This is a genomic window from Shewanella vaxholmensis (genome assembly GCF_031932135.1).
Taxonomy (GTDB): domain Bacteria; phylum Pseudomonadota; class Gammaproteobacteria; order Enterobacterales; family Shewanellaceae; genus Shewanella; species Shewanella hafniensis.
In genome coordinates this window covers 68,337-89,275 of sequence record NZ_JAUOEV010000004.1, presented here as the reverse complement: position 1 = coordinate 89,275, position 20,939 = coordinate 68,337, and the positions used below count along the sequence as shown (strand labels likewise).

The following is a 20,939-nucleotide window of genomic DNA, read 5'->3' as shown; positions in this document are numbered from 1 at the left end:
TGTTATTTCGAATCTAAATTATCATAAACCACTGAATATAATGAGAAGTGAAAAAGAAATTTTTGATGAACTGGAGGTGCTTAGTACCCATGATGGTTTTTGGGAGGTTGTTGCTTTTTTTTGCTGGAAAGACACTTTTATACACTTTTCTGGTGATAAGCTCGACAAAGAAGCTCTTGCTCAGCAGTTCGAAAGATCTCGACTATCAAGAACAGAACTTTCGACGCTCATAGGCCTTGCGTGTAAAAGCGGATTCAACAATAAACAATTGAGCCTAGAGGAATTAAAAGAAAGGTCTGAACATATTTGGCAGCTTCTTGAGGAACTACACCATAGCTTTTATCCACCACTAGATGTTGCTGCCTTGTCTGCGCAATCTGATGCTAAAGATGGTGATGTGCCTACCTTTGGTAAATTCATGCGAGATCTAATCCCTAGTGGCAATAAGAATCACTTTATGCGAGAAGCTATCTTTTACGGTGGGGATGGAGTTTTTAAGCATCAATATAGGGATTTAGCTAAGCGTCGTTATTCCCTTGATGAGGATTGGATTGAAGCAAACAAGGGCTTTAAAGTTTCACAAGCAGCCGATGTCATTTCCGCTATAGAGAAAATTCAATTAGAAAAAGCTAATCAATCTATTTCTACAGCAACAAGCTGGCCATTACCATACCACCTACCTATATTCTGTTTCGATGTATCCGAAGTCGTAACGCGAAGTGGTTTAGGCCTAGAGATTGTCGAGGCTGTAATTGCTGCTTTCTCCGCTAAGCCTCAAGAAGGAATGGATTGCTTTAAATCCGTCGATGATTTTAACCACAGAAATGCGTTTCCAATAATTAAAATTGATGAAGACACCTTCGCAAGCTTTCAAGCATATAGCTTGTGGGAAGCTCTCTATGAAAGCCCATTCTTTTGGTTTAATGCAGATCATACCTACAAAGCTACCGCAAGCAAACATAGAGGCGCTTTTACGGAGGATTTTACCGCTGAGCGTTTAGCACTAGTGTTTGGTGAAGAGAATGTTTTAACTAATATCGACATATACGATGGTAAAGCCAAAGCTGGTGAAATCGACGTTTTGGTCACATTTGGCGATTTCGCGATTGTAGTGCAAGCCAAGTCTAAAAAGCTCACTATTGAAGCTCGTAGAGGGAACAGTAAGCAGCTTGAAGGTGATTTTAAAAAAGCAATTCAAGATGCCTATGACCAAGCACACTCGTGTAGCCAACTGTTGCAAGGAGATGGGTACGTATTCAAAGATGAGTCTGGTATCGAAGTTAATATTCGATCTAGCTTCAAGATGATATTTCCTGTTTGTATTGTATCAGATCACTTCCCCGCTCTTTCTGCTCAAGCCAGACACTTTCTAAAGTATCAAACAACAGATGTAATAAAACATCCCTATGTAATGGATGTATTTCTAATAGATATGATTACAGAGATGTTGCCATCTTCTCTCTGGGTTCTCGACTACCTTATTAAGCGAAGCGACTATGGTGATTCGATCCTTTCTAATCATGAGCTGGTAATACTTTCAACCTACATCAAGCAAAACCTATATTTCGAGGAAAATCCGACACTAGTTATGCTTGATGATGATATCTCGGCAGATCTTGAATTGGCCATGTTAGCCAGAAGGGATGGTTATGAGGGAGAGGTGACACCAGAAGGTTTTCTCACCGTTCATAAAAATACTCATGTAGGGAGAATAATCGATGATATTGAGTATTCTACAGATTTTGGGCTTCAGAAGCTGGGATTGCACCTTCTATCAATGAGTGGTAATAGCATCAATCTACTCAATGAAGCAATTTCAAAAATGATTGTTCAATTCAAAAAGGATCATCGTCACCACGATATAACTCTTCCCTTGTTAGAGGAAAAAACTGGTTTAACTATCCATTGTAATGAAGATGACAATGAGACCGCCTACAAGAAACTGGTTACGCACTGCGAGAAACGAAAATACACTTGCAAAGCCGATTCTTGGGTCGGTTGCTGTTTTAGTCCAACTCAAGGTAGGTTCAGATTTTCTTCCTACCACGAAAGTGAATGGTGCCAATCCGATGAAATGGAAAAGTTAGTCGCGGATCTCAAACCTATTTCCCCAGAGCATCATGTAGGAGACGTAAAAAATCTTTCCTTTGGAAAACAGCCACAAATAACACTAAAAAAAATAGGTAGAAATGAACCTTGTTCATGTGGTAGTGGTCAGAAGTATAAACGCTGCTGTCTTCCGTAATTTGGTGAATAAATCTGTTTTAGTAGTCTTGCCTTTTACTTATACATTAGGGTTTCTATGGGAAATTTTGATAGTACTAGGTAAGACGAACTCTTTCCCAAACTCATTTCGGGGCATAAACGTGCCAGAACTGATAGGCCTGACACGAGTTGGGACAATTGTGAGTTACGACCACCGACTTGTTTCTAGGTTTCAGATAACTTCTCGTATCTCAAAACGCCAAATGCGGATCAGTCCTCGATGCAAATCAGGGAGTGAAGTGGATTATCTTTGGGTGCAATTTCACTCTTTTACTACAGCTAAAACCAAACGCCCGTTACCAAGAGTCTGCCCGTTAAAATTATATTTTGTAAAATCTCTAGGCAATTTGACCACCTCTCATCATTTATTCCTTAGCTCTTGCCTTAAACTATGGTGAAACAAAAACCTTCAGCTCAATATCATTATCATGTGCAGTCGCTAGCCAACTATTTAATAATTGAAAAGCTTGTAAGGTTTCGCCATTTGCCCCTGAACCTAACTTTAATTGTTGCTCAAAATGGGCAGCCGAAAAGCTATTGGCAGCAACAATCCAAATTTCCTTTTTTACTGCTGTTGAGCGTCTTCTCATTGCAACGGTATCCCACAGCTCATTTAGTTTTTCTAATCTTTCCTGCTTGTTTTGAGCCGTAAAAGTAACACCTTGGAAAACTCTAATTCTTTCAGCAATATTTTGAGCAGACTCTGGAGCAGGCCAAGCCGTATGAAGCCTATTCCAATTTGAAGGCTTCAGTTCAATATTTCCACTAATTAGCATTTCAATATTTTTTATGGCTTGAGACCCTACTTCAGCAAGTGCTCCTGCTGATGAACGCGGGTTTATTGCACTACCACATTTTACATGAACGAATGCTAACTTGTTTTTTGACGATACAATAAAGTCAGCAGGTTCGGTCCCCATATCCGTGTTAATCAGCAAGTCTGCATCAGGTATGTAGGGAGCAAATGGACCTAGTTCGCTTTTTGTTGGGTTGGCTAAGCCATTAGCTTTTAATTGATCCACTAAATAGAAAACCGAATCACTGCTAAAGCCTCCATCGACAACCTGATGAGCACCATTTTGATATCCTTTCTCATCTAAGTTTGCGCCAACAAGAGACTCTAGCCCGATAACAACATTGGCAAGGTTGGAAGCACCTAATTCGAAACTATCAGCCACTGGAAGCGTTAATTGATAGAACTTACAATTTGAATAACTTATCCCATTGGCTAACAGAGCTTTATGTAGGTGCTTGTTAAGAAAGTCAGTTATGTCTTGGCATTCCTCATCGTCAATTGAATATAATATTTCCACTTCTGGTGAAATTTCTAGATAAGGTTCTTCTTGCTTAAAGTTGACTAAGATTTTACTTTCCTCAACACCATCAACAAGTAAAGTGCCGTTGTCATAAATCAAATACAAAAACGAATTGTCGAGTGTATATTGTTCCCCTGCTATAAAAATACTTATCGGAGACTCAAACTCTGTTAAATCAAAAATCAAACTGTGAGCTTCAAAATTTTCATCAACAGATATTGGCTTTGCATATGAATGTACTAAGGCGTTCTTTATATTAATATTTGCAGATATGACGTTATCAATATTTGTAAGCCAATCATTCAGATCACCCAAAGTAAACGATGACTCTTTTTGATCTGAGATTCGCCCAGAATCTGCACCTACATAATAACTACCATTCTTTTTATTGAGTTGGTCATAGGTATCACAACGCATTGTAGCTAACCGATATGAAGCATTAGCTTGCATGTCAGCCATTTGTTCTAAGTTTCGTCCTTTTACCGCAATGCTTTCAGGACGTTTTATAGCAGAACTAATCGATTTACTACTCGCTTCTTTCGTTGAGGCTGATTCACCTAATGACATTACCTTAAGCAATTTATCGAGAGATACAGCAGAGCCGAGTTTCAAATCTTTCTCACCATTAAACCTGCGTCCTCGGCTATCATAAATTGCAACAACGTTATTCGAGAGCTGTTTATACAATGTTATTTCTAATGAAGGCTCAAAGAAAAACTGGTCTGTTAAAAACCGAGACTTATTGAACGCGATTGAGATAACACCATGAATACCAGATTCTGTAGAAAAGACTCTCGCGAGTTCACCAGCATTGTTGCACCACCAGTATAGATGGTCTGATAAAAGCTGAATGCTGAACCCCTGCGACTGATTTAAAAAACAAATTGATGCCGTAGGGATATTAAGAGAGCGCTCAGGTTCAAACGTATTAAGGTCAAACTTACTAACAAAGCGGTTGCCGTAATAACTAACATCAGGAAATGCGTCTAAGTAACGCTCAATCAACTTATTACTGTCTAGTGATGCTATGAATCTTTTAACTGAATCAGCACTATCTAGTGAACGATCAAATTTTCTGTAGTTTTGCCACATTTGGCTATTTGCATTGTTTTCAATCTCCAAAATTTTAGGCTCAATATCACCGTACAGACGAACTACTCTTCCGATGGTTTGAACTAGTTCCCGACCACTATTAACTGCATAGGCTAAAACCAATAACTTCGCTTCTGGAATATCGACCCCTTCATCTAGTTTCCGCTGGTGAATAATGACTTGGTAATCAGAACCTTTAAGGTTCGCTGGCACGGAAACTTTTACATTATCTCGTTCATCTTTAGTAAATTGTTCATGTATTGCTAATACTGAAAAGTCATCGTTTAGCAAATCGTAATAGCTTTTAATATCTTCGAACTTTTCACATTTGATAATGCACTTTGTACCATCATTAGCCTCTAAGAAGTCTATGATTTTCCCGCTTAATTCAGCTAACGTAATTGACTCAAAAGTTGGTTCTTTTAAAACACCATCTGCAAGTGCTCTTTCAAAGGTATAAATATAACTAGCGTCTTCGGTAACGTCGAATTGATACAAGTCATTCCTGTACGGGGTCGCAGTTATAACGACTTTATGAGCATCAATACCGCGTACCAACGTGCTCCATACGGGAGAAGGTTCAGCGTGCCCCTCATCAATAATAATAAGATCAATATCTTGCTTTAACCGCTCAAGCTGAGAACTATCGAAAGTTTGTAGTTTCTGGAAGGTGGAAACATAAACGCCGTTTTTAGAGGTATCATTTACATCACTATAAACAGTTTTGCGCTTGATAACCTCACCTTCAACACGATCACTAAAGAACTTCCCATCTATTTCTTTAAAGAGTTGATCACACACAGCACGTCGATGACATAAAACCAGCACCCGCTTTTGGGTTGCTTTGTGAGAGACAATACTAATTACACCCGATTTACCTGCACCCGTTGGCAAGCTAATAAGGCAAGAGTTTGCGTTTTCATTTAACGGCTTTTTTAAGTAACTTAACGCCGTTTGAATACTTTCTTGCTGGCAGTGTCTCAGACTTTGCCACAAATCTTCATTAACGATGAAACCACTTACATTCATTTAAACGTCCCTGTTATTCTTAATTTGAGACAAGAGCAAAAGTTCGCCAGCAAAAGCTTACGAAAAGACCTACTTTACAATTAACACTTAACTCTAGGGAATCCCAAGATAATTTCTCATACAATCAATATGTAGACACGCATAGTGCTGTTTGATCTAATCAATTTCGCTAGGAACAAACTAGATCAACACCATGCGTAACATTACCATACTGCATCAATCTATTAGTTCGCAATTCACAAATAACTTCTTATGTCTCTGATGGTTGTGACTAAGTCATTACTCGATGGCTATCAACTCTCTTTAACGCAACTAGGCCGTAATATTTCAGGCAATCTGGCTGCTATAAGCTCTGCCTGAAGCGCCACTGATTTTTGCCCACTTTAGCATTACTAAAACTAAGTATGTTGTCTGGCATCTCAAACTTGTTATGGGGCAAAAACGAGTTAATTCAACTGTCACTTTCTGTGATCGATCGTAATGACCAAACACCTAAAGACTTTGACAGTTAAATGCATACTGTTAACTTAGATTGGCGAATAAATTTTGCACAATTTTAAATTACAAGGAGTTAACTATGCAAATCAAACTAGGGCCTAAAAGAACAAACGAGGATGGTACGCCGGATAAAAGGCAAAGAGTTACCGAGGGAAAAAAGAAAGAACACTCCGACCTAAAACCACACAAGCACAAAAAAGGTGACTAATATAAACCTAGAGTGCTAACTCGGAAGTTCGCGGACACTGCAAAGGGTAAACTGAGCAGAATCAAAAAACCTCGCTAGAAATGCTATTTGAGATCAATTAGCGCTTCCCTTATGGCAAGAGTACTCTGATATCACACCCTAATACTTCGGCCAACTGATAAGCCTTTTCGAGCGTGATGTTTACCTCGCCACGCTCTATTCGTCCCACATAACTGCGGTCAATCTCGGCCAATAGCGCCATTTTATCTTGAGATATACCAAGCCGTTTACGCTCTGCACGCAGTTTCGCCCCAAATTGGATCGCTAAGTCTTTCATTTTTCATCTCGTTAAAGAGAAAGACTATCCAAAGTTGCGGCCTACAAAGCCACGGATTATAATCCGCAATACATTTACAATGCTCTTCTAACGCTTAGAGCAATCACTAAACAGCCTGCTGCGAGAACGTCATGCCTAAAGCTTCAATCAAAATATGCACGACATTGCATAACATTCTCCAGGACGAGAGCTTCAACCATTTTCAAATAATGGGCCTGAGAGACGCCTATCTCACTGCTTCAACTAGCGCTCCTAATCTTAGTGATGCGTACAATTTCATTTATCGTCAGGTCCACAGGCTCGTGCAGAAGGGTATCTTAGATAAAAATGTGAATGAACAGACGAAGGAAACAACTTACCAAAAGACTGCAAAATTCTCTCAAACAAATTTTATTCTGCAAAAATCAGAGGCATCTACATCCATTACAGAATCGCCAACAAGAAACACGCAAAAAAGTAATGCTATTCATCAATTAGAAGAGCGGCTCAAGCAATCCGAAATTGATTTATTTACGAGCATCGGCGAGTCCGAAGAGTATATGCGCTTATATCAATCCTTTCCCGATATGAAAGCACACCTCGAATCCCAGTACTTGCAGGCTCGCGAAACAAGCTCAAAACTACTTGGCCAAATCAAAGCGATTAAATCTGCTATCACCCATCAGCAAAAGTAACCGAATGCAACTTAGACAATGGCAATCAGAGTGTGTCAAACGCGCTCTAAGACACTTTCACTGTGCACATAGACACTTTCTTTGCTTAGCAACACCAGGGGCTGGAAAATCGATTATGGCAGCCGAAGTTACTGCGAAACTATTTGAGGATGATTTAATCGACTTTGTACTGTGCTTTTCCCCGTCAGTGAATATTTCTCAAGGGATGAAACAGACCTTTTCAAGTCGTCTAAACTGCCGGTTTGATGGTGTGATAGGTTCAGTTGGTTGCTCTTATACTTACCAAGGGATGTTGGCCTTTAAAGAAGACTTTTGGCAACTGCTAAAAAGAAATCGAGTGCTCGTGATCTTTGATGAAATTCATCATTGCGCAGGGAGCTCTCTAGAAGATGCGAACGCATGGGGGGAAGAGATTCTACTCAACATACAAGATCAAGCGCAGTACACGCTAGCATTAACTGGTACGCCTTGGCGTTCAGACCAAGCACCTATTGTTTTATCTCGGTATACCGACCCTGATAATCAAATTCAATGTGACTATGTGTATGGCCTGAAGGAAGCTGTTGCCGACGGTGTATGTCGTAGCCCCCAAATTGTACTTATTGATAATGACAAAATTTTAGTTACTGACGAAGAAAACGAAACAAAGACATACGGTTGCTTAGATGACTTATTTAAATGCTCATCGATTTCGTACCAGTCGATCATCAAAAATCATGAAGCAATTCGACATACTTTAGCGCTAGCAACGGACAAACTTGGAATGATAAAACAGTCCAATCCTAATGCTGCAGGACTCATCGTCGCTTCATCAATATCGCACGCCGCATATATCTTTAATATGCTAAAAACAGAGTTTAGTGAAACAGCTCAGATAGTTACCTACAAAGAAGAGGACCCCTCACTTAAGATAAATGAATTTAGAAATAGTACGACTAACTGGATCGTCAGTGTAGGAATGATAAGTGAGGGGACTGACATCCCTCGTCTACAGGTCTGCTGTCACCTTAGTAGAGTTAAAACCGAGCTTTACTTTAGGCAGGTTTTAGGTCGTATTTTACGCACAAATAATTCGGCTAACCAGCAAGCTTGGCTATACACCTTTGCAGAGCAAAAACTTGTCGAATTTGCCAATCGTATAGCAGAAGAAATACCTGACATACCGGTGTTATTTAACGAGCCAATAGAAATTAAGCTCAAGCAGGATCAACTCGAAAACCATGATGTGACAGTGAAAACGAAGCCACCTACTGACAGCAATATTCTCAATATTGACAGGCTGTCTATCGATAAACAGACACGATCGTATTATGTAGAGCTTTCAGCGCAGGATTTTTTAGGTACACCAACATCATTATCATTTGAGCTTTTAGGTGGTTTTAGAGAAAAAGTTGTCTCAACTTTTAACTCACCATTCTAAAACCACACATATTAAAGTCACGGTGTCACCGAAATATTGAAAATTTGTGTTTTAGAACTATCTAAATGTACGCTCATCAGTAATTAGCAAACCTAGAGCACACTGATTAATTCTGAAATAATTTAGAGCTGAAAAGTAAATTTCACTAATAAGCCTTTGACAAGGATAGAATAACCATATAAAAAGTTGTCTAGGTTACAGTAATGGTCCCCGGATAGCTCAGTTAGTTAGAGCGCCCGCTTCGTAATGCGGGAGGTCGTAGGTGCGAATCCTACTCTGGTAAGTAGCTTTTTTAGGCTATTTACCAGAGAGCTTTCTTGGTACAGGTTGTGGCTGTGCGTTATAAAGCCTTTTTAATTGGTTAGCATCACAACTTTCCAATGTCTCATTTACCCAGCGAACATTATTCAAATGAGCTCCATTTGGTATTTTTAAGCCATAAATATACCTTTCCTCATCAAAAATCGTTCCTAACTTAACAGCTGATCCAACATTATAAATACAAGCAAGCTGCGGTGGACCACCTGTTGCAGGATCTTGATTGGTTTTGATAAAACGATGCAATGCATAAAAGTACCCCCGAGAATTTGTTCCGAAATCTGAGTGTTGTACTTCATTTTCATGTAGCGATTTGTATCCCTTACCGCCTGTACCATCCCATACAATTAACGATGAAGAATGCCCCACTGAAAGCTCGCTTTTTGACCAGCCTTTTGCTAATGACCATTTGATATTAAAAGCACAAAAATCATATTTTTTCCGCCTTGTTAAATACACAATGCTGAAACTTTTAAGAGCAAATCTTTTAGGATAGGGTCCAAATGAACTTTGAATTAATTCAAAAATCAGATCGGAACGCTCATTTGGTTCTGTAATTTCCTCAAAAGAGCTGCAAGAGTCAATGTATGTAATAATCTGGCTCAATTGCTGAGAACAGAATAGCGCATCGCCGCAAAAACCAAGAATATCGCCATACTTTTCAGACGGAAAAATTTTACGGCCTAAATCCCAGTATCCTAATTTAGCCCAACTCAAGCGACTATCACTAGCCAAATACACCGCAGTTTGCTTTGCTCCATCACAAGCAATCCAAGCAATTAATGTTGTAATGGTTACTCTCCGACATAGATACTGAAATATGACTCAAAGCATACCGACATCCAACTTAAGGTGCTATCTTAACGAATATTTTATGCTTGCTAGCAAAGGGATTTGACATGTCGGTTATACGTCACATTGAGATACAAAACTTTAGATCAATTAAAAATCTATCTTGGAATCCAAAGCCTGGACTTAACTGCCTAATCGGACCAGGGGATTCTGGTAAGTCGACAATTTTAGATGCCATTGATTTGGCCCTAGGTGCAAGACGCTCTTACTCATTCAACGATGCCGACTTCTATCAACTAGACACAACATCGCCATTAATTATCGCGGTAACCATTGGTAAGCTTCACGATGAGTTAAAAAATTTTGAACGTTATGGTTCTTTTTTTAGGGGATTCAATCCTACAACTAAGGAAATATCCGACGAACCCTCAGTTGGAACTGAAACAGTTCTTACCATAATGTTATATGTAGATGCGAATTTAGCGCCTGATTGGCGATTATATTCTGATCGTGCTGATGCTGATGGTCTAGAACGTCGATTGCCTTGGAAGCACAGAGAACTATTGTCGCCCGTTCGACTTGGCACTACCTCACATCAAAACCTTGCATGGGGAAATCGGTCGGTGTTAAACAAGCTTTCTGAAGAGACGTTAGACGTATCTTCAGTTCTTGCTCAATTGGGACGGCAAACTCGTGAAGCCTTTGCGGCACAACAAGTACAGGGGGTCACAGAGGTTTTAACTCAAGTCCAGCAAATTGCCAATCGACTTGGCGTATCAGTTGGGCAACTTAGTGCTCTTCTTGATGTAAATGGAATATCCATGTCCAATGGTGCCATAAGCCTTCACAATAGTGATGGGACACCTCTAAGACAATTAGGAACTGGATCTTCACGCCTTCTCATTAGCGGTCTACAAAAGGCTGCCAGTTGTTCTAGTATTCTGATTGTAGATGAAGCTGAATATGGTCTTGAACCATATCGTATTACTAGATTGCTTAACGAGCTAGGTTCTAAAGATACGGAACCAACTCAGCAAGTTTTTATTACAACTCATTCTCCGTACGTCTTGCGTGAATTACAGGCTAACCAGTTGCATGTTGTTCGGAAACCTTCTATTCCTGAGCAGGCATTTGCTCCCGATAATATACTCCACAAAATTTATAGCCTCGAAGGTGAGCCTACTCAACAAGCTACACTTCGCGTTTGCGCAGAGGCATTTTTAAGTAAAGCTGTAATCGTTTGCGAAGGAAAGACTGAAATTGGTTTAGTAAAAGGGATAGAACTATTCAATCAAAATACAAACAATAGAAGTATTGTTGAAAATGGAGTGCATTATGCGGATGGTGGTGGGGAAAGTATGTTCGCAAGAGCGAAAGTTTTTGCATCACTCGGCTACCCAACTTCAATATTTAAAGACTCGGATTTGGCAGTGCAACACGTAGCTCCTCAAAGCGAAGTCCAAGCTCTAGGGATTTCAATATTTGAGTGGGGTAATAACAATGCCACAGAAGATGCTATTTTTTTAGCATGCCCAGCAGTAGTTATACCTGCTCTATTAAGTTTAGCGATAGAACGGAAAGGAGAAGATGCTGTTCGCTCTCACATTCAAGCTCACTCACAAAACAGATTCACTTTAGAACTATGTCGAGACAGTTTTAGAGACGAACATAGGATTGTACTCGCTAAGGCAGCAAATAAAAAAGGTTGGTATAAAGATATCGAACCTGCTGAGAATATTGCGCGTTTTATTATTTGTCCTCATTACCTACAATTTACTGAAGCTCTCACAACACCTGTAAATGGCCTTTTTCAATGGGCGCTTGATGTATGAAAGTAGAAGCAGTTCTTGATACCGAGCGAGGTGCAATAGTCGCTCCAGCTGGCTGTGGAAAAACCCATTTAATCACGGAGACATTATCCGTGAAAAATACCAAGCCTATATTGGTGCTAACACACACCACTGCAGGAGTTTCTGCACTAAAGAAAAAACTTCGAAAGCTATCTGTGCCGACATCGCACTATGTTGTTACCACCATTGATGGATGGGCCCTTCATATAGCGAATAGCTTTCCTATAACCTGTCCTGTTCATTCTTCACCGGAAAAACCTCGTTTTTTCTATCCAGAAATCAGGCAGGCTGTTTTAAGATTGCTAAATATGGGCTGTATTAGTGACATAATACAAGCATCATATTCACGGCTGCTTGTTGACGAATATCAAGACTGTGACGTTAACCAACACAATCTAATTGCTTCACTTTCAGAAGTTCTCCCGACAGTTATTTTTGGCGACCCTATGCAATGTATTTTTAACTTCGGAGGTCCAATGCCTGATTGGGGCGGCGGAGTTCTGCAGCAATTTCCACTTATAGGTGAATTAAATACACCATGGCGTTGGAACAATGCTGGAGCACCATTGCTTGGACGGTGGTTACTTGAAACAAGGGAGGCGCTAAAACAAGGGGCAAGAGTTGACCTTAGAACATGTCCCGCTCATGTAATATTGCACCCACTGACAGACGTAGTCCGAACGGACATAACTAATCAACATAATGCACAACACTCTATTTTAAATCACTACCCAGCTGATTCTCTATTAGTAATTGGTAGCTCAATGGATGAACGTTCAAGGCATGGTTATGCTCAAGGTAATTCGCGAATTGAAGTCGTTGAGCCAGTTCAACTTGCAAGCGTGACTGGTGCCGCAAGCCAATTTGATGACAATACAGGGGTAGCTCTTTCAGACTCTATTTTGCAAGTTGCTAGTACTATGATGACTAATGTCGAAATGGCAACCACATCGCAAAGAGTAGACAGTATTCTCAATGGTCGAAATAGGACTCCTGCAACAAATAGTGAGCAAGCACTTTGCAACGTCGTTATTGATAGTTCTCGCTCAAACATCTTAGCAGCACTGCAGCATCTAGAGTTAAAACCTGGTACTTGTGTTTACCGTAAAGGCGCATACAACGCTTTAAAAGACTCTTTATCTCTTTCAATAACTTCTCCAACAATAAGTATCTTTGAAGCTGCGTCAGCAGTAAGAGAGCGCTTACGTCAGCAAGGAGATCAACGAATACCTAGTAGAGCTATTGGTTCAACCCTTTTGCTCAAAGGCCTTGAAGCTGATCATTGCATGATTCTTGATGCGCAAGCTCCAGGAATGAACGCAAATAATTTATATGTGGCGCTCTCGCGTGGAGCTAAAACTATCACAATATTTTCTCGTGATGTTTATATTCCATAAGGTAAAAAATGAGTAATAGGCTTATAAAATGAAATTTGATTACCTCGCTGCATTTCCTGTACCTGAAGAGTTACTCCCTCCAAAGCTTCGTGAACTATTAACTCCTGTTGGATTATCTGCAAATATCAGAGTAGAAGTTGCCGCCATGCAAGAAACCGATCAATACGGTCCAAATGCTGAGCACCTTTATCTACAAATGGCCGTTGTAACTGATAATCAACAGTTAAAAACTCTAACGGAAGCAGGACACGGTGTTGTTGAGTATTCAGTTCCATGCGACGGAGAAGTTGGCAGCATAAGAGATTTCACTCCTTCAATATCAGGTCACGATTACATTGTTGCGGCGTGGGGCAGTAGCTCATTTTATTCATACTGTCTGTCTGAAAAAGTTTGGATGGCTCTTGGGTTATCACCACGCTGTGTTGGCAATGATGAACAACGCTTAGTTTACGATGACTTAGGTCTGCCTGAATTTGATGTGGCAGATGGTGAAATTTCCACTCAATACTACTACTCACTGAAAAAAAACGTATGTTGGCGAATGTCGAATGAATATCTAAGGCGCTATTTGTGGTTACGAGGAGCTCGAGGAGTTCGAGTTTTTTATTATAAAAAACAACTAAATGACACTCATCAACTTCGCGCAATAATGAATGGAGAATCACACATAGTTCTCAAGCCAACTGAAGGTATAAAATGGTATGAACTGGACATAAGCGAACATAACGATGGACTTCTTTTACAACTTTGGGCATCAGTAGAAGCGTTAATGCCGGAACTGTGCGCAGAGCAAAATGCTGATGGCCTAGTTTGGCCAGATGAAAAACAACCGATGACTCATGCTCTAGCAAACTCATTGGTACAACATAACCCTGTTTATCTTGATGATCGATTTCTAGAAAAGTACGAACAAAGTACCTTTTACGATACCACTCCTTTAAAAGTATGGGCAAAGTGGGATTGTAGCCCTTCTTATCAAGGACAATGGAGCTTCACTGAATGCCAACGGGTAGGCAGAAATCTAATAAGAATTCCAATGAGGGAACTATATAAGCCTAAACCAGACCGTGAAATTGTTCATGCACACGCGTATGTAATTGCTCCTACTGATTTAAAGCACGTTGACTTTAATGAAGAACATATCGCTAACAAAGTGCAACGATTACTGGATTCATTACTAGATTTAGGTGATGGCCTATCACAACTTGGAGATTCGATAGGATTGATTCATTCAGCAGAAGAATTAACAGGATTTAGTCGTAGAGAAGTTGAGGCAAACGGATGGCTAAAATATCCAATGCTAAACCGTTTAGCCCAGGTAGCACCGTTAGATATGACTCAACAAATGTTTTTATCTCGCTGTAAAAGCATGCACGAACTATTACAGAAAATCCCAAATGGATACCTTAAGTCTCTCCTTGTTAAAGCTGGCTGCCCTAAATCTAAAGTAAAAGATCTTGGCAGCCTAAAGCTCATTCAATCTCTGTTAAACATACTTGAACCTTTAAACAGCCAACTTGAATCAGCTCATGACTTCGCTTCCGAACAAGAAAGCGAAGGTTGGAACGCGTCAAACGCTAAATTAGCACCGCTATTTTTAAATAATGATCTTCGAATAGCAGATGCACACGATGCGATGGAGAAGTGTATAACTACCTTGCAAAAACTTGGTTTTGATACCGCCAACCTCAGTATAGGATATGGAAAGGCACTTGATTTTGTGATGGACGGTGTAATTGCTTCGATAGACCTCATCGCCAATGAATTACAACAATTACTGCTTCGTAATCAGTAAACAAGGGAAATCAGCTCTCTACTAGAGATCATCCCTACTGAACCATAGGAACAAAAACTTTGATCGATTTTTCTACCATCAATGCCTTTAACAAAGGTCCAAGAGAGTCTTTTGAAGATCTCGTTTGTGTACTCGCCAGACGTGAATGCCCAAAAGGTGGGGTAGAGTATCAATCCAATGATGGTTGTGGCGGAGATGGTGGAGTCGAAGCAATATGGCTCCTCGATAACGGGAAAAAAATAGGTTACCAGGCAAAGTTTTTTCTTTCACTAGATACTGCCCAATGGCAGCAAATGGATGAATCTGTAAAGCAAGCATTAAAAGTACATCCAGAACTGCAAGAATATATTTTCGCATTACCAAAAAATCTTACTCCAGATAAAGGGACAAAAGGAAAGTCTCAATGGGAAAAATGGAACGATCGAGTGCAAAAATGGAAAGGCTGGGCAGCGGAAAGTTCTATTGAAATTAGTTTTAAACTTTGGTCAGAAACCGATCTGATAGACATGTTACTCAGAGTACAAAATGCTGCTTTGGTCAAGTATTGGTTTGGTCAAGTTGTTTTAAACGATGTTTGGTTTCAAAATCAAGTCGATATTGCTAAACATACACTAGACGATCGTTACAATCCTGATGACCACGTTGAAGTAACGATTGAAGCCTTATTCGATACTATTACTCGTGGTCCTCGCATTACTGACCAGTTAATACTTGGTTTTAATAAACTCAAAAAAACAAACATTCCGAATATTGTGTTCTCATCAATTACACAAGAATCAGAGCTAACGTTGCAAGCAGCTAAATCATGGCGTGAACTGGTAAAGCTTAATGGCACATTTAAGTGTGGCTTTGGCCAACAGTGGGAGACGAACTCTATAGTCAGGACATTGAATTCTCTTCTTACATGTACTTCTTCACTTGGAAACCTATATCGTTCGATTGATCAAAAGGAAATGAATAAGAGCGATCGTCAGAAACTTGAAACTACTATAGGAAACATCCGTGAGGTTTTTTCCGCTTGCAACGTCTTGATTGGCATTTTCCGCCATCCGAATCTTAAAGCTGAAGCACAACAATGTGCCGTGATTCATGGACCAGCCGGTGCTGGAAAATCTCATATTTTTGGACAGATAGCGGAACAGCGAGTGAAAGACGGCTTACCAACAGTGTTAGTTCTAGGTCAGAGCTTTTCAAATTCAGTATTCTGGCCGCAACTCGCAGCGATATTAGGGATAGAAGGAAGGTCGGCTGACGATGTGCTTGGACAGCTTAACGCTGCAGGAGAGCGAATAAGTGAACGAACTCTACTACTATTTGATGCAATTAACGAAGGTGTAGGTTCACAATATTGGAGACAGCACCTAGCCGAGTTTATTAATGAAATTAAAAAATATCCATATTTGGCAGCGGTATTCTCATGCCGAGAAGAGTATTTACCATACTCACTCCCTGAATCTCTAAAGACAACGTTACCAAAATTTAGAATAGATGGATTTTCGACATCTGAAGAACTGGAGCTCGCGGCGATTAGATACCTTGATACCAAAGGAATAGCTCGACCAAATACACCGTGGCTGTCGCCAGAGTTTAGTAACCCTCTTTTTTTAAAAAGTACCAGTGAAGCTTTGCTTGCGAAAGGTGAAAAAGAGTTCCCACGTGGCCTAGCAGGTATCTCCAAAATAATGGTTCTTTACATAGATGCGCTAAGCTGGCGGATGGGAAATGCAATACCGAGTTCAAATGAAACTTCAACGTCTATTAAGCAATGTGTTCGGTTTATTGCTTATCAAATGGCTGCAGATGGATGTGATTATGTTGACTTTGAACAGGCTGCTACACTTGCAGAGAAAAGCTTTAAAGGGAGAACTCCACCAGAAGGCAAAACATGGATGGACGTGCTGATAGAAGCAAGCTTGTTTCGACGTGATCCCCCCCCTTACTCAGAAGAAATAGACCCCTTTAATACCCAGCCTGAATTGATACGCTTTGCGTTTCAAAGATTTCAAGATCACCTTATGGCAACGGCTTTGGTTGAAAAGTTAACTAAAGATCAAGCCAATAAAGCCTTCAATAATGATGGTCCACTTAACTTTTTGTTTGACCGTGGCAACTTAGAGCATGGTATTAGATACGAATATGCTGGATTGGTTAGCGCGTTATCTACAGTCTACCCAGAGAGATTAAAACTCGAGTTTGCTACTACATTGCCAAATTGGCAGCATCACTGGCAAGAAGAACAACTACTCCAAGAAGGGTTTGAAGAGAGTTTTAAATGGAGAAGCCCTGATGCTTTTTCAGATTCAACAAGGGATCTATTTAACAAGCTGGACGATAATTACGTTGAACCACTGGGGCTTCTACTGGAAGTTTCAATGACAATTGAGCATCCATTTAATGCTTTGTATTTACATGCTTATCTAGTGCAGTACTCAATGCCAGAAAGAGATCATCACTGGACTCGCTGGATAAATTGGGCTTCAAGAGAAGAGTTTAGCCAAATTGATCGAGTAGTTTCGTGGGCATTATCAGTATCTGTGCAAACTGCTGATGTTAAGCACATGGAGCTGGCATCTATTGTATTGGTGTGGTTGTTGTCATCGTCACACATGACTTTGCGAGACCGAGCTACAAAGGCATTAACTAAACTATTTCTATCAAATTTGGGAACATATGACTTTGTACTTGATAAAATACATGACTGTAACGATCCGTATGTTATTGAGCGGCTGTATGCAGCTGCATTTGGTACGTGTTGTATAGATCAGAGCAATGAACGATTAAGTGCCTTCTCAAAAAGCACTTATAAAAAAATTTTTGCAGAGAAAAAGCCACCTGTAGCTTTGCTTACCAGAGACTACTCATTGGGGATTATTGAACTGGCCGCAGCAAAGGGTGTGCTATGGGATGAAATTATTTTAGAGAATTGCTACATACCATTTATAACTGATGTACCTAAATTTGACCTAAATGAGGAAAAAATCGAGGCCCTTGCTGAAGCGTGCGGAGGGAAAGAAATCTTCTATTCCTCATCTAGTGAGTACGGGGATTATGGGAAGTATAGCATTCCAGATCGCGTCGATAGCTTTTTAACTACAGCACTTAATGTGCCTGTACCAATATCAAAAAAAGAGCTTAAGTACCGTTTTATTCAAGATGTGATTACCCCCTATAGCGAGCGTGTTCTAGCACTAGAAGAGTTCGAAAAAGCATCCAGAGCAGCTAACCTGATAACTTATTGGCCGTCTATCAGAGATAAAAACGAAGCTGAAATTTCACAAGAAGAAAATAAGTTTGAAGACGAAAAACATAACACCCTCTGTCGTTTAGAGAGCTTATTAAACAAAGGGGAGCAAGCAAGGTTAAAGTACGAGTATTTTGGTGATGACAACCATGAAGAATTTGACAAAGTTGATGTACAGCAGTGTCGACTCTGGGTCACGAAGAGGGCATATGAACTTGGTTGGAGCTCTAAACTGTTTCCTAATGATGGACATGGCTCGAGTAATTCTAGACATGAAAATAACTTAGAACGAATTGGCAAAAAATATCAACGTATTGCTCTGGATGAATTGCAAGCTCGTTTGTCTGATAACTTCTGGTATCTTCAAGATTGGCCAGAAAAACCATCTATCTATCGTTATAGCCACCAGAACTTTCGGCGTAATATTGAACCTACAATTTTACCAAGCGAGAACCAACCCACAATTTCTAATACTCACTCTAATAACTGGATGACAGAGCCTAATATAAAACTCTCAAAAGTAAATGAAGAACAGTTGAAGCAGTGGCCTTTTGACGAAGATCCAACTCTGTTTATGGAGAAAAAGCTCGTCAAGTTAGATAAGGAAGGTAAAAGCTGGCTGGTTTTATATGAGTTCAACCTAGATAAACAAAAGTATGATGAGCCTTGTTCTGGTGAACATGGGTTGCGATGCGAAGAATTCAGATTCTTCTACTGCATATTTATAAAGCAAGGAAAAGTAAAAGAATTCTCAGAATTCATTGAGTCAGAGCAGTCCATAAATGGCTACTCTTACCGACCTGTAGAATTCACTGATGGACCTTACTTACGTGAAGCTTATTGGCGTGAGACTTGGTCATCTGAAAAATATACAGAACGCTCATTTGATGATGGATGTGAATTTGCAATCCCTGTAGTTAACTACCTATGGGAGAGCCACCTTGATAAATCTCTGCCTAATGGTTTTTCCCTATATATGCCACAAAAGTGGTTTGCTGATGAGCTTCAAATTTCTATGTCTAAAAGTAACCCTCATCAATGGTTAGATAACCTTGGCAATATAGTTGTGCAAGCGACTAGTTCTTTCGAGGAACAAACTTCTGTCATTATTGATGAAGGCGCTCTCAACTATTATTCTGAAGAATTTGGAGTTGAGCCAGTTTGGCTGATGATTGCTGAACGGAATGCTTACCCTAATGGAAGCAATAATAATTTTTGCGGACGAAGAGCCGAAGGAGTAGTTTGGAAAGAGAACGGTTGTTGGAAGCAAGTTGAGTGGAATAAAGATACTAAACGCTGATTCGATTAATGATAAACACTCTGGAAAATGGTATGTTGATATCTACATTTTTAGGAAAAATGACATTCAAAACTCATTTTTCTGGAAAATACACACACGCCTTGTTATTAAAGGCTTTACAGAAATCCTCCAGATTCAACGTGTGGCAGTATCGTGTTACTATGAGGTAAAAGCGATTTTTTGCTTTGATTTCATTATATTTAGGGCCAGCTAATGCTGGCCCTAATTGATCACAGATAGCATAAAATCATTAACTCTCACGCGACTTTCCTATAATCTCGACTGAGTACTTTGCATTTTAAACACATAGCGCGGTTATCGCTGCGCCACTGTAATCGGGATGAATAGCGTAATGCTTAAAGAACTCGCGTTCGATGGTTTGTTATTTAGTCCATTAATTATCTTTATCCCCTTAGCTTTTCTGCTTTCCTGCATCACTCGCTTGGTGCTCTATCAAACTGGGCTCTATCACAAGCTGTGGCGCGAAGCTTGGTTCGAAGTTGGGCTGTTTATCTGCTATCTGGCGTTGGTCATTTACTTGCTTGGGAGTTGATTGTTCATGGGAAAAATCTTTCGTATCAGCCTTACCCTCATTGTGGTCGCGGTTGCAGGTATCGCGGGACATTGGATATGGTCACACTACCTTTATTCTCCTTGGACTCGCGACGGCCGAGTTCGCGCCGAAATCATTACCATAGCGCCAGATGTGTCCGGTTGGGTGAACCAACTGAATGTAAAAGACAATCAAGTCGTCAATAAGGGTGAGGTGTTGTTCACTGTGGACGATACCCGCTACAAGGCCACGATTGCCGAATTGAATGCCAAAGCGGAAAGCCAAAAATTAGCATGGGAACTGGCAAAACATAAGTACAAACGTCGTATCGGTTTGACCAATGACAACTTAGTTAGCAAAGAAACCTTCGACGAAGCCTTTATCAATACCGAACTGGCACGAACCAGTTATGAGCTCGCACAGGCGCAGTTAAATACCGCCAAAATTGACTTAGCGCGGACGCAAATTCACGCTCCCGAAAATGGCACTCTGATCAATTTAAGCCTGCGTAATGGCAACTATGTCAGCAAAGGCAACTCAGTATTTTCGCTGGTCAAACAAGATTCCCTCTATATCACAGGCTATTTTGAAGAAACCAAAATCCCCTTGGTTCATATAGGTCAAAACGCCGATGTCAGCCTGATGAGTGGCGGCCATGTCTTGCATGGCAAAGTGACCAGCATAGGCAAGGCAATCGCCAATACTAATGTCACTACTAATGGACAGTTATTGCCGCAAATCGGCCAAACCTTTAATTGGGTGAGGTTGTCGCAGCGTATTCCGGTCGATATTGAGCTAGATAGCATTCCTAAGGACATAGAGCTGAGCGTCGGCATGACAGTTTCCATCCAGCTACAGACTGACAAATAGTCATT

General features: G+C 40.3%; 13 protein-coding genes, 1 tRNA gene and 1 pseudogene. 12 read left to right on the top strand and 3 right to left on the bottom strand.

Annotated features, from left to right (window positions below; translation table 11 throughout):
- Positions 1-40: 40 nt before the first annotated feature.
- Complete coding sequence (locus Q4Q46_RS05450) at positions 41-2,245, top strand: SEC-C metal-binding domain-containing protein (RefSeq protein ID WP_311905431.1); 2,205 nt, start codon at positions 41-43, stop codon at positions 2,243-2,245.
- A 409-nt stretch (positions 2,246-2,654) separates the two neighbouring features.
- Here the strand turns inward: Q4Q46_RS05450 and Q4Q46_RS05445 are convergent, their stop codons facing one another.
- Complete coding sequence (locus tag Q4Q46_RS05445; protein ID WP_311905430.1) at positions 2,655-5,702, bottom strand: DEAD/DEAH box helicase; 3,048 nt, start codon at positions 5,700-5,702, stop codon at positions 2,655-2,657.
- Positions 5,703-5,895: 193 nt separating this feature from the next.
- On the opposite strand from Q4Q46_RS05445, the pseudogene Q4Q46_RS05440 reads away from it, so the two are divergent.
- Together Q4Q46_RS05440 and Q4Q46_RS05435 are read left to right on the top strand one after the other, a co-directional pair.
- Positions 5,896-6,044, top strand: a pseudogene (locus Q4Q46_RS05440) (IS4 family transposase); the annotation flags it as partial.
- 235 nt (positions 6,045-6,279) lie between these two features.
- Positions 6,280-6,408, top strand: a complete 129-nt coding sequence (locus Q4Q46_RS05435) for a hypothetical protein (RefSeq protein ID WP_311905429.1) — start codon at positions 6,280-6,282, stop codon at positions 6,406-6,408.
- A gap of 109 nt (positions 6,409-6,517) precedes the next feature.
- Here the strand turns inward: Q4Q46_RS05435 and Q4Q46_RS05430 are convergent, their stop codons facing one another.
- Positions 6,518-6,724 (bottom strand): helix-turn-helix domain-containing protein, encoded by a 207-nt coding sequence (locus Q4Q46_RS05430; protein ID WP_131525628.1) that lies wholly within the window; start codon positions 6,722-6,724, stop codon positions 6,518-6,520.
- Between the two features lie 131 nt (positions 6,725-6,855).
- On the opposite strand from Q4Q46_RS05430, the gene Q4Q46_RS05425 reads away from it, so the two are divergent.
- The 3 genes from Q4Q46_RS05425 (at position 6,856) to Q4Q46_RS05415 (ending at position 9,101) form a co-directional block, all read left to right on the top strand.
- A complete protein-coding gene (locus Q4Q46_RS05425; protein ID WP_311905428.1) occupies positions 6,856-7,398 on the top strand; it encodes a VspR family transcription factor in 543 nt (180 codons plus the stop codon).
- A 4-nt stretch (positions 7,399-7,402) separates the two neighbouring features.
- Positions 7,403-8,818 carry a DEAD/DEAH box helicase gene (locus tag Q4Q46_RS05420; protein ID WP_311905427.1) on the top strand — a complete coding sequence of 472 codons (1,416 nt, stop codon included), beginning with the start codon at positions 7,403-7,405 and terminating at the stop codon, positions 8,816-8,818.
- 208 nt (positions 8,819-9,026) lie between these two features.
- Positions 9,027-9,101 (top strand) — tRNA-Thr (locus Q4Q46_RS05415).
- Between the two features lie 14 nt (positions 9,102-9,115).
- Here the strand turns inward: Q4Q46_RS05415 and Q4Q46_RS05410 are convergent.
- Positions 9,116-9,853: a hypothetical protein gene (locus tag Q4Q46_RS05410; protein WP_311905426.1), complete on the bottom strand. Its 738-nt coding sequence runs from the start codon at positions 9,851-9,853 to the stop codon at positions 9,116-9,118.
- A 182-nt stretch (positions 9,854-10,035) separates the two neighbouring features.
- Between Q4Q46_RS05410 and Q4Q46_RS05405 the strand changes: the two genes are divergently transcribed.
- From Q4Q46_RS05405 to Q4Q46_RS05380, 6 genes are all read left to right on the top strand, one after another.
- The gene (locus tag Q4Q46_RS05405) at positions 10,036-11,760 is read left to right on the top strand and encodes an ATP-dependent nuclease (protein ID WP_311905425.1); all 1,725 of its coding nucleotides are present in this window, start codon (positions 10,036-10,038) and stop codon (positions 11,758-11,760) included.
- Positions 11,757-13,175, top strand: a complete 1,419-nt coding sequence (locus Q4Q46_RS05400) for a UvrD-helicase domain-containing protein (RefSeq protein WP_311905424.1) — start codon at positions 11,757-11,759, stop codon at positions 13,173-13,175. Before Q4Q46_RS05405 ends, Q4Q46_RS05400 begins: the two co-directional genes overlap by 4 nt.
- Positions 13,176-13,203: 28 nt before the next feature.
- A complete protein-coding gene (locus Q4Q46_RS05395) occupies positions 13,204-14,970 on the top strand; it encodes a hypothetical protein (protein ID WP_311905423.1) in 1,767 nt (588 codons plus the stop codon).
- 59 nt (positions 14,971-15,029) lie between these two features.
- Positions 15,030-19,511, top strand: a complete 4,482-nt coding sequence (locus Q4Q46_RS05390; protein WP_311905422.1) for an NACHT domain-containing protein — start codon at positions 15,030-15,032, stop codon at positions 19,509-19,511.
- Positions 19,512-19,863: 352 nt separating this feature from the next.
- Positions 19,864-20,064, top strand: coding sequence for a DUF1656 domain-containing protein (locus Q4Q46_RS05385; RefSeq protein ID WP_006079439.1), 201 nt, complete (start codon positions 19,864-19,866; stop codon positions 20,062-20,064).
- 6 nt (positions 20,065-20,070) lie between these two features.
- Positions 20,071-20,934: an efflux RND transporter periplasmic adaptor subunit gene (locus Q4Q46_RS05380; RefSeq protein ID WP_311905421.1), complete on the top strand. Its 864-nt coding sequence runs from the start codon at positions 20,071-20,073 to the stop codon at positions 20,932-20,934.
- Positions 20,935-20,939: the final 5 nt, after the last annotated feature.

What these genes read in the sequence shown, in the direction of transcription:
- Q4Q46_RS05450 (WP_311905431.1), top strand. Translation starts at nt 41, where the DNA reads ATGAGAAGTGAAAAAGAAATTTTTGATGAACTGGAGGTGCTTAGTACC.
- Q4Q46_RS05445 (WP_311905430.1), bottom strand. Translation starts at nt 5,702, where the DNA reads ATGAATGTAAGTGGTTTCATCGTTAATGAAGATTTGTGGCAAAGTCTG.
- Q4Q46_RS05435 (WP_311905429.1), top strand. Translation starts at nt 6,280, where the DNA reads ATGCAAATCAAACTAGGGCCTAAAAGAACAAACGAGGATGGTACGCCG.
- Q4Q46_RS05430 (WP_131525628.1), bottom strand. Translation starts at nt 6,724, where the DNA reads ATGAAAGACTTAGCGATCCAATTTGGGGCGAAACTGCGTGCAGAGCGT.
- Q4Q46_RS05425 (WP_311905428.1), top strand. Translation starts at nt 6,856, where the DNA reads ATGCCTAAAGCTTCAATCAAAATATGCACGACATTGCATAACATTCTC.
- Q4Q46_RS05420 (WP_311905427.1), top strand. Translation starts at nt 7,403, where the DNA reads ATGCAACTTAGACAATGGCAATCAGAGTGTGTCAAACGCGCTCTAAGA.
- Q4Q46_RS05405 (WP_311905425.1), top strand. Translation starts at nt 10,036, where the DNA reads ATGTCGGTTATACGTCACATTGAGATACAAAACTTTAGATCAATTAAA.
- Q4Q46_RS05400 (WP_311905424.1), top strand. Translation starts at nt 11,757, where the DNA reads ATGAAAGTAGAAGCAGTTCTTGATACCGAGCGAGGTGCAATAGTCGCT.
- Q4Q46_RS05395 (WP_311905423.1), top strand. Translation starts at nt 13,204, where the DNA reads ATGAAATTTGATTACCTCGCTGCATTTCCTGTACCTGAAGAGTTACTC.
- Q4Q46_RS05385 (WP_006079439.1), top strand. Translation starts at nt 19,864, where the DNA reads ATGCTTAAAGAACTCGCGTTCGATGGTTTGTTATTTAGTCCATTAATT.
- Q4Q46_RS05380 (WP_311905421.1), top strand. Translation starts at nt 20,071, where the DNA reads ATGGGAAAAATCTTTCGTATCAGCCTTACCCTCATTGTGGTCGCGGTT.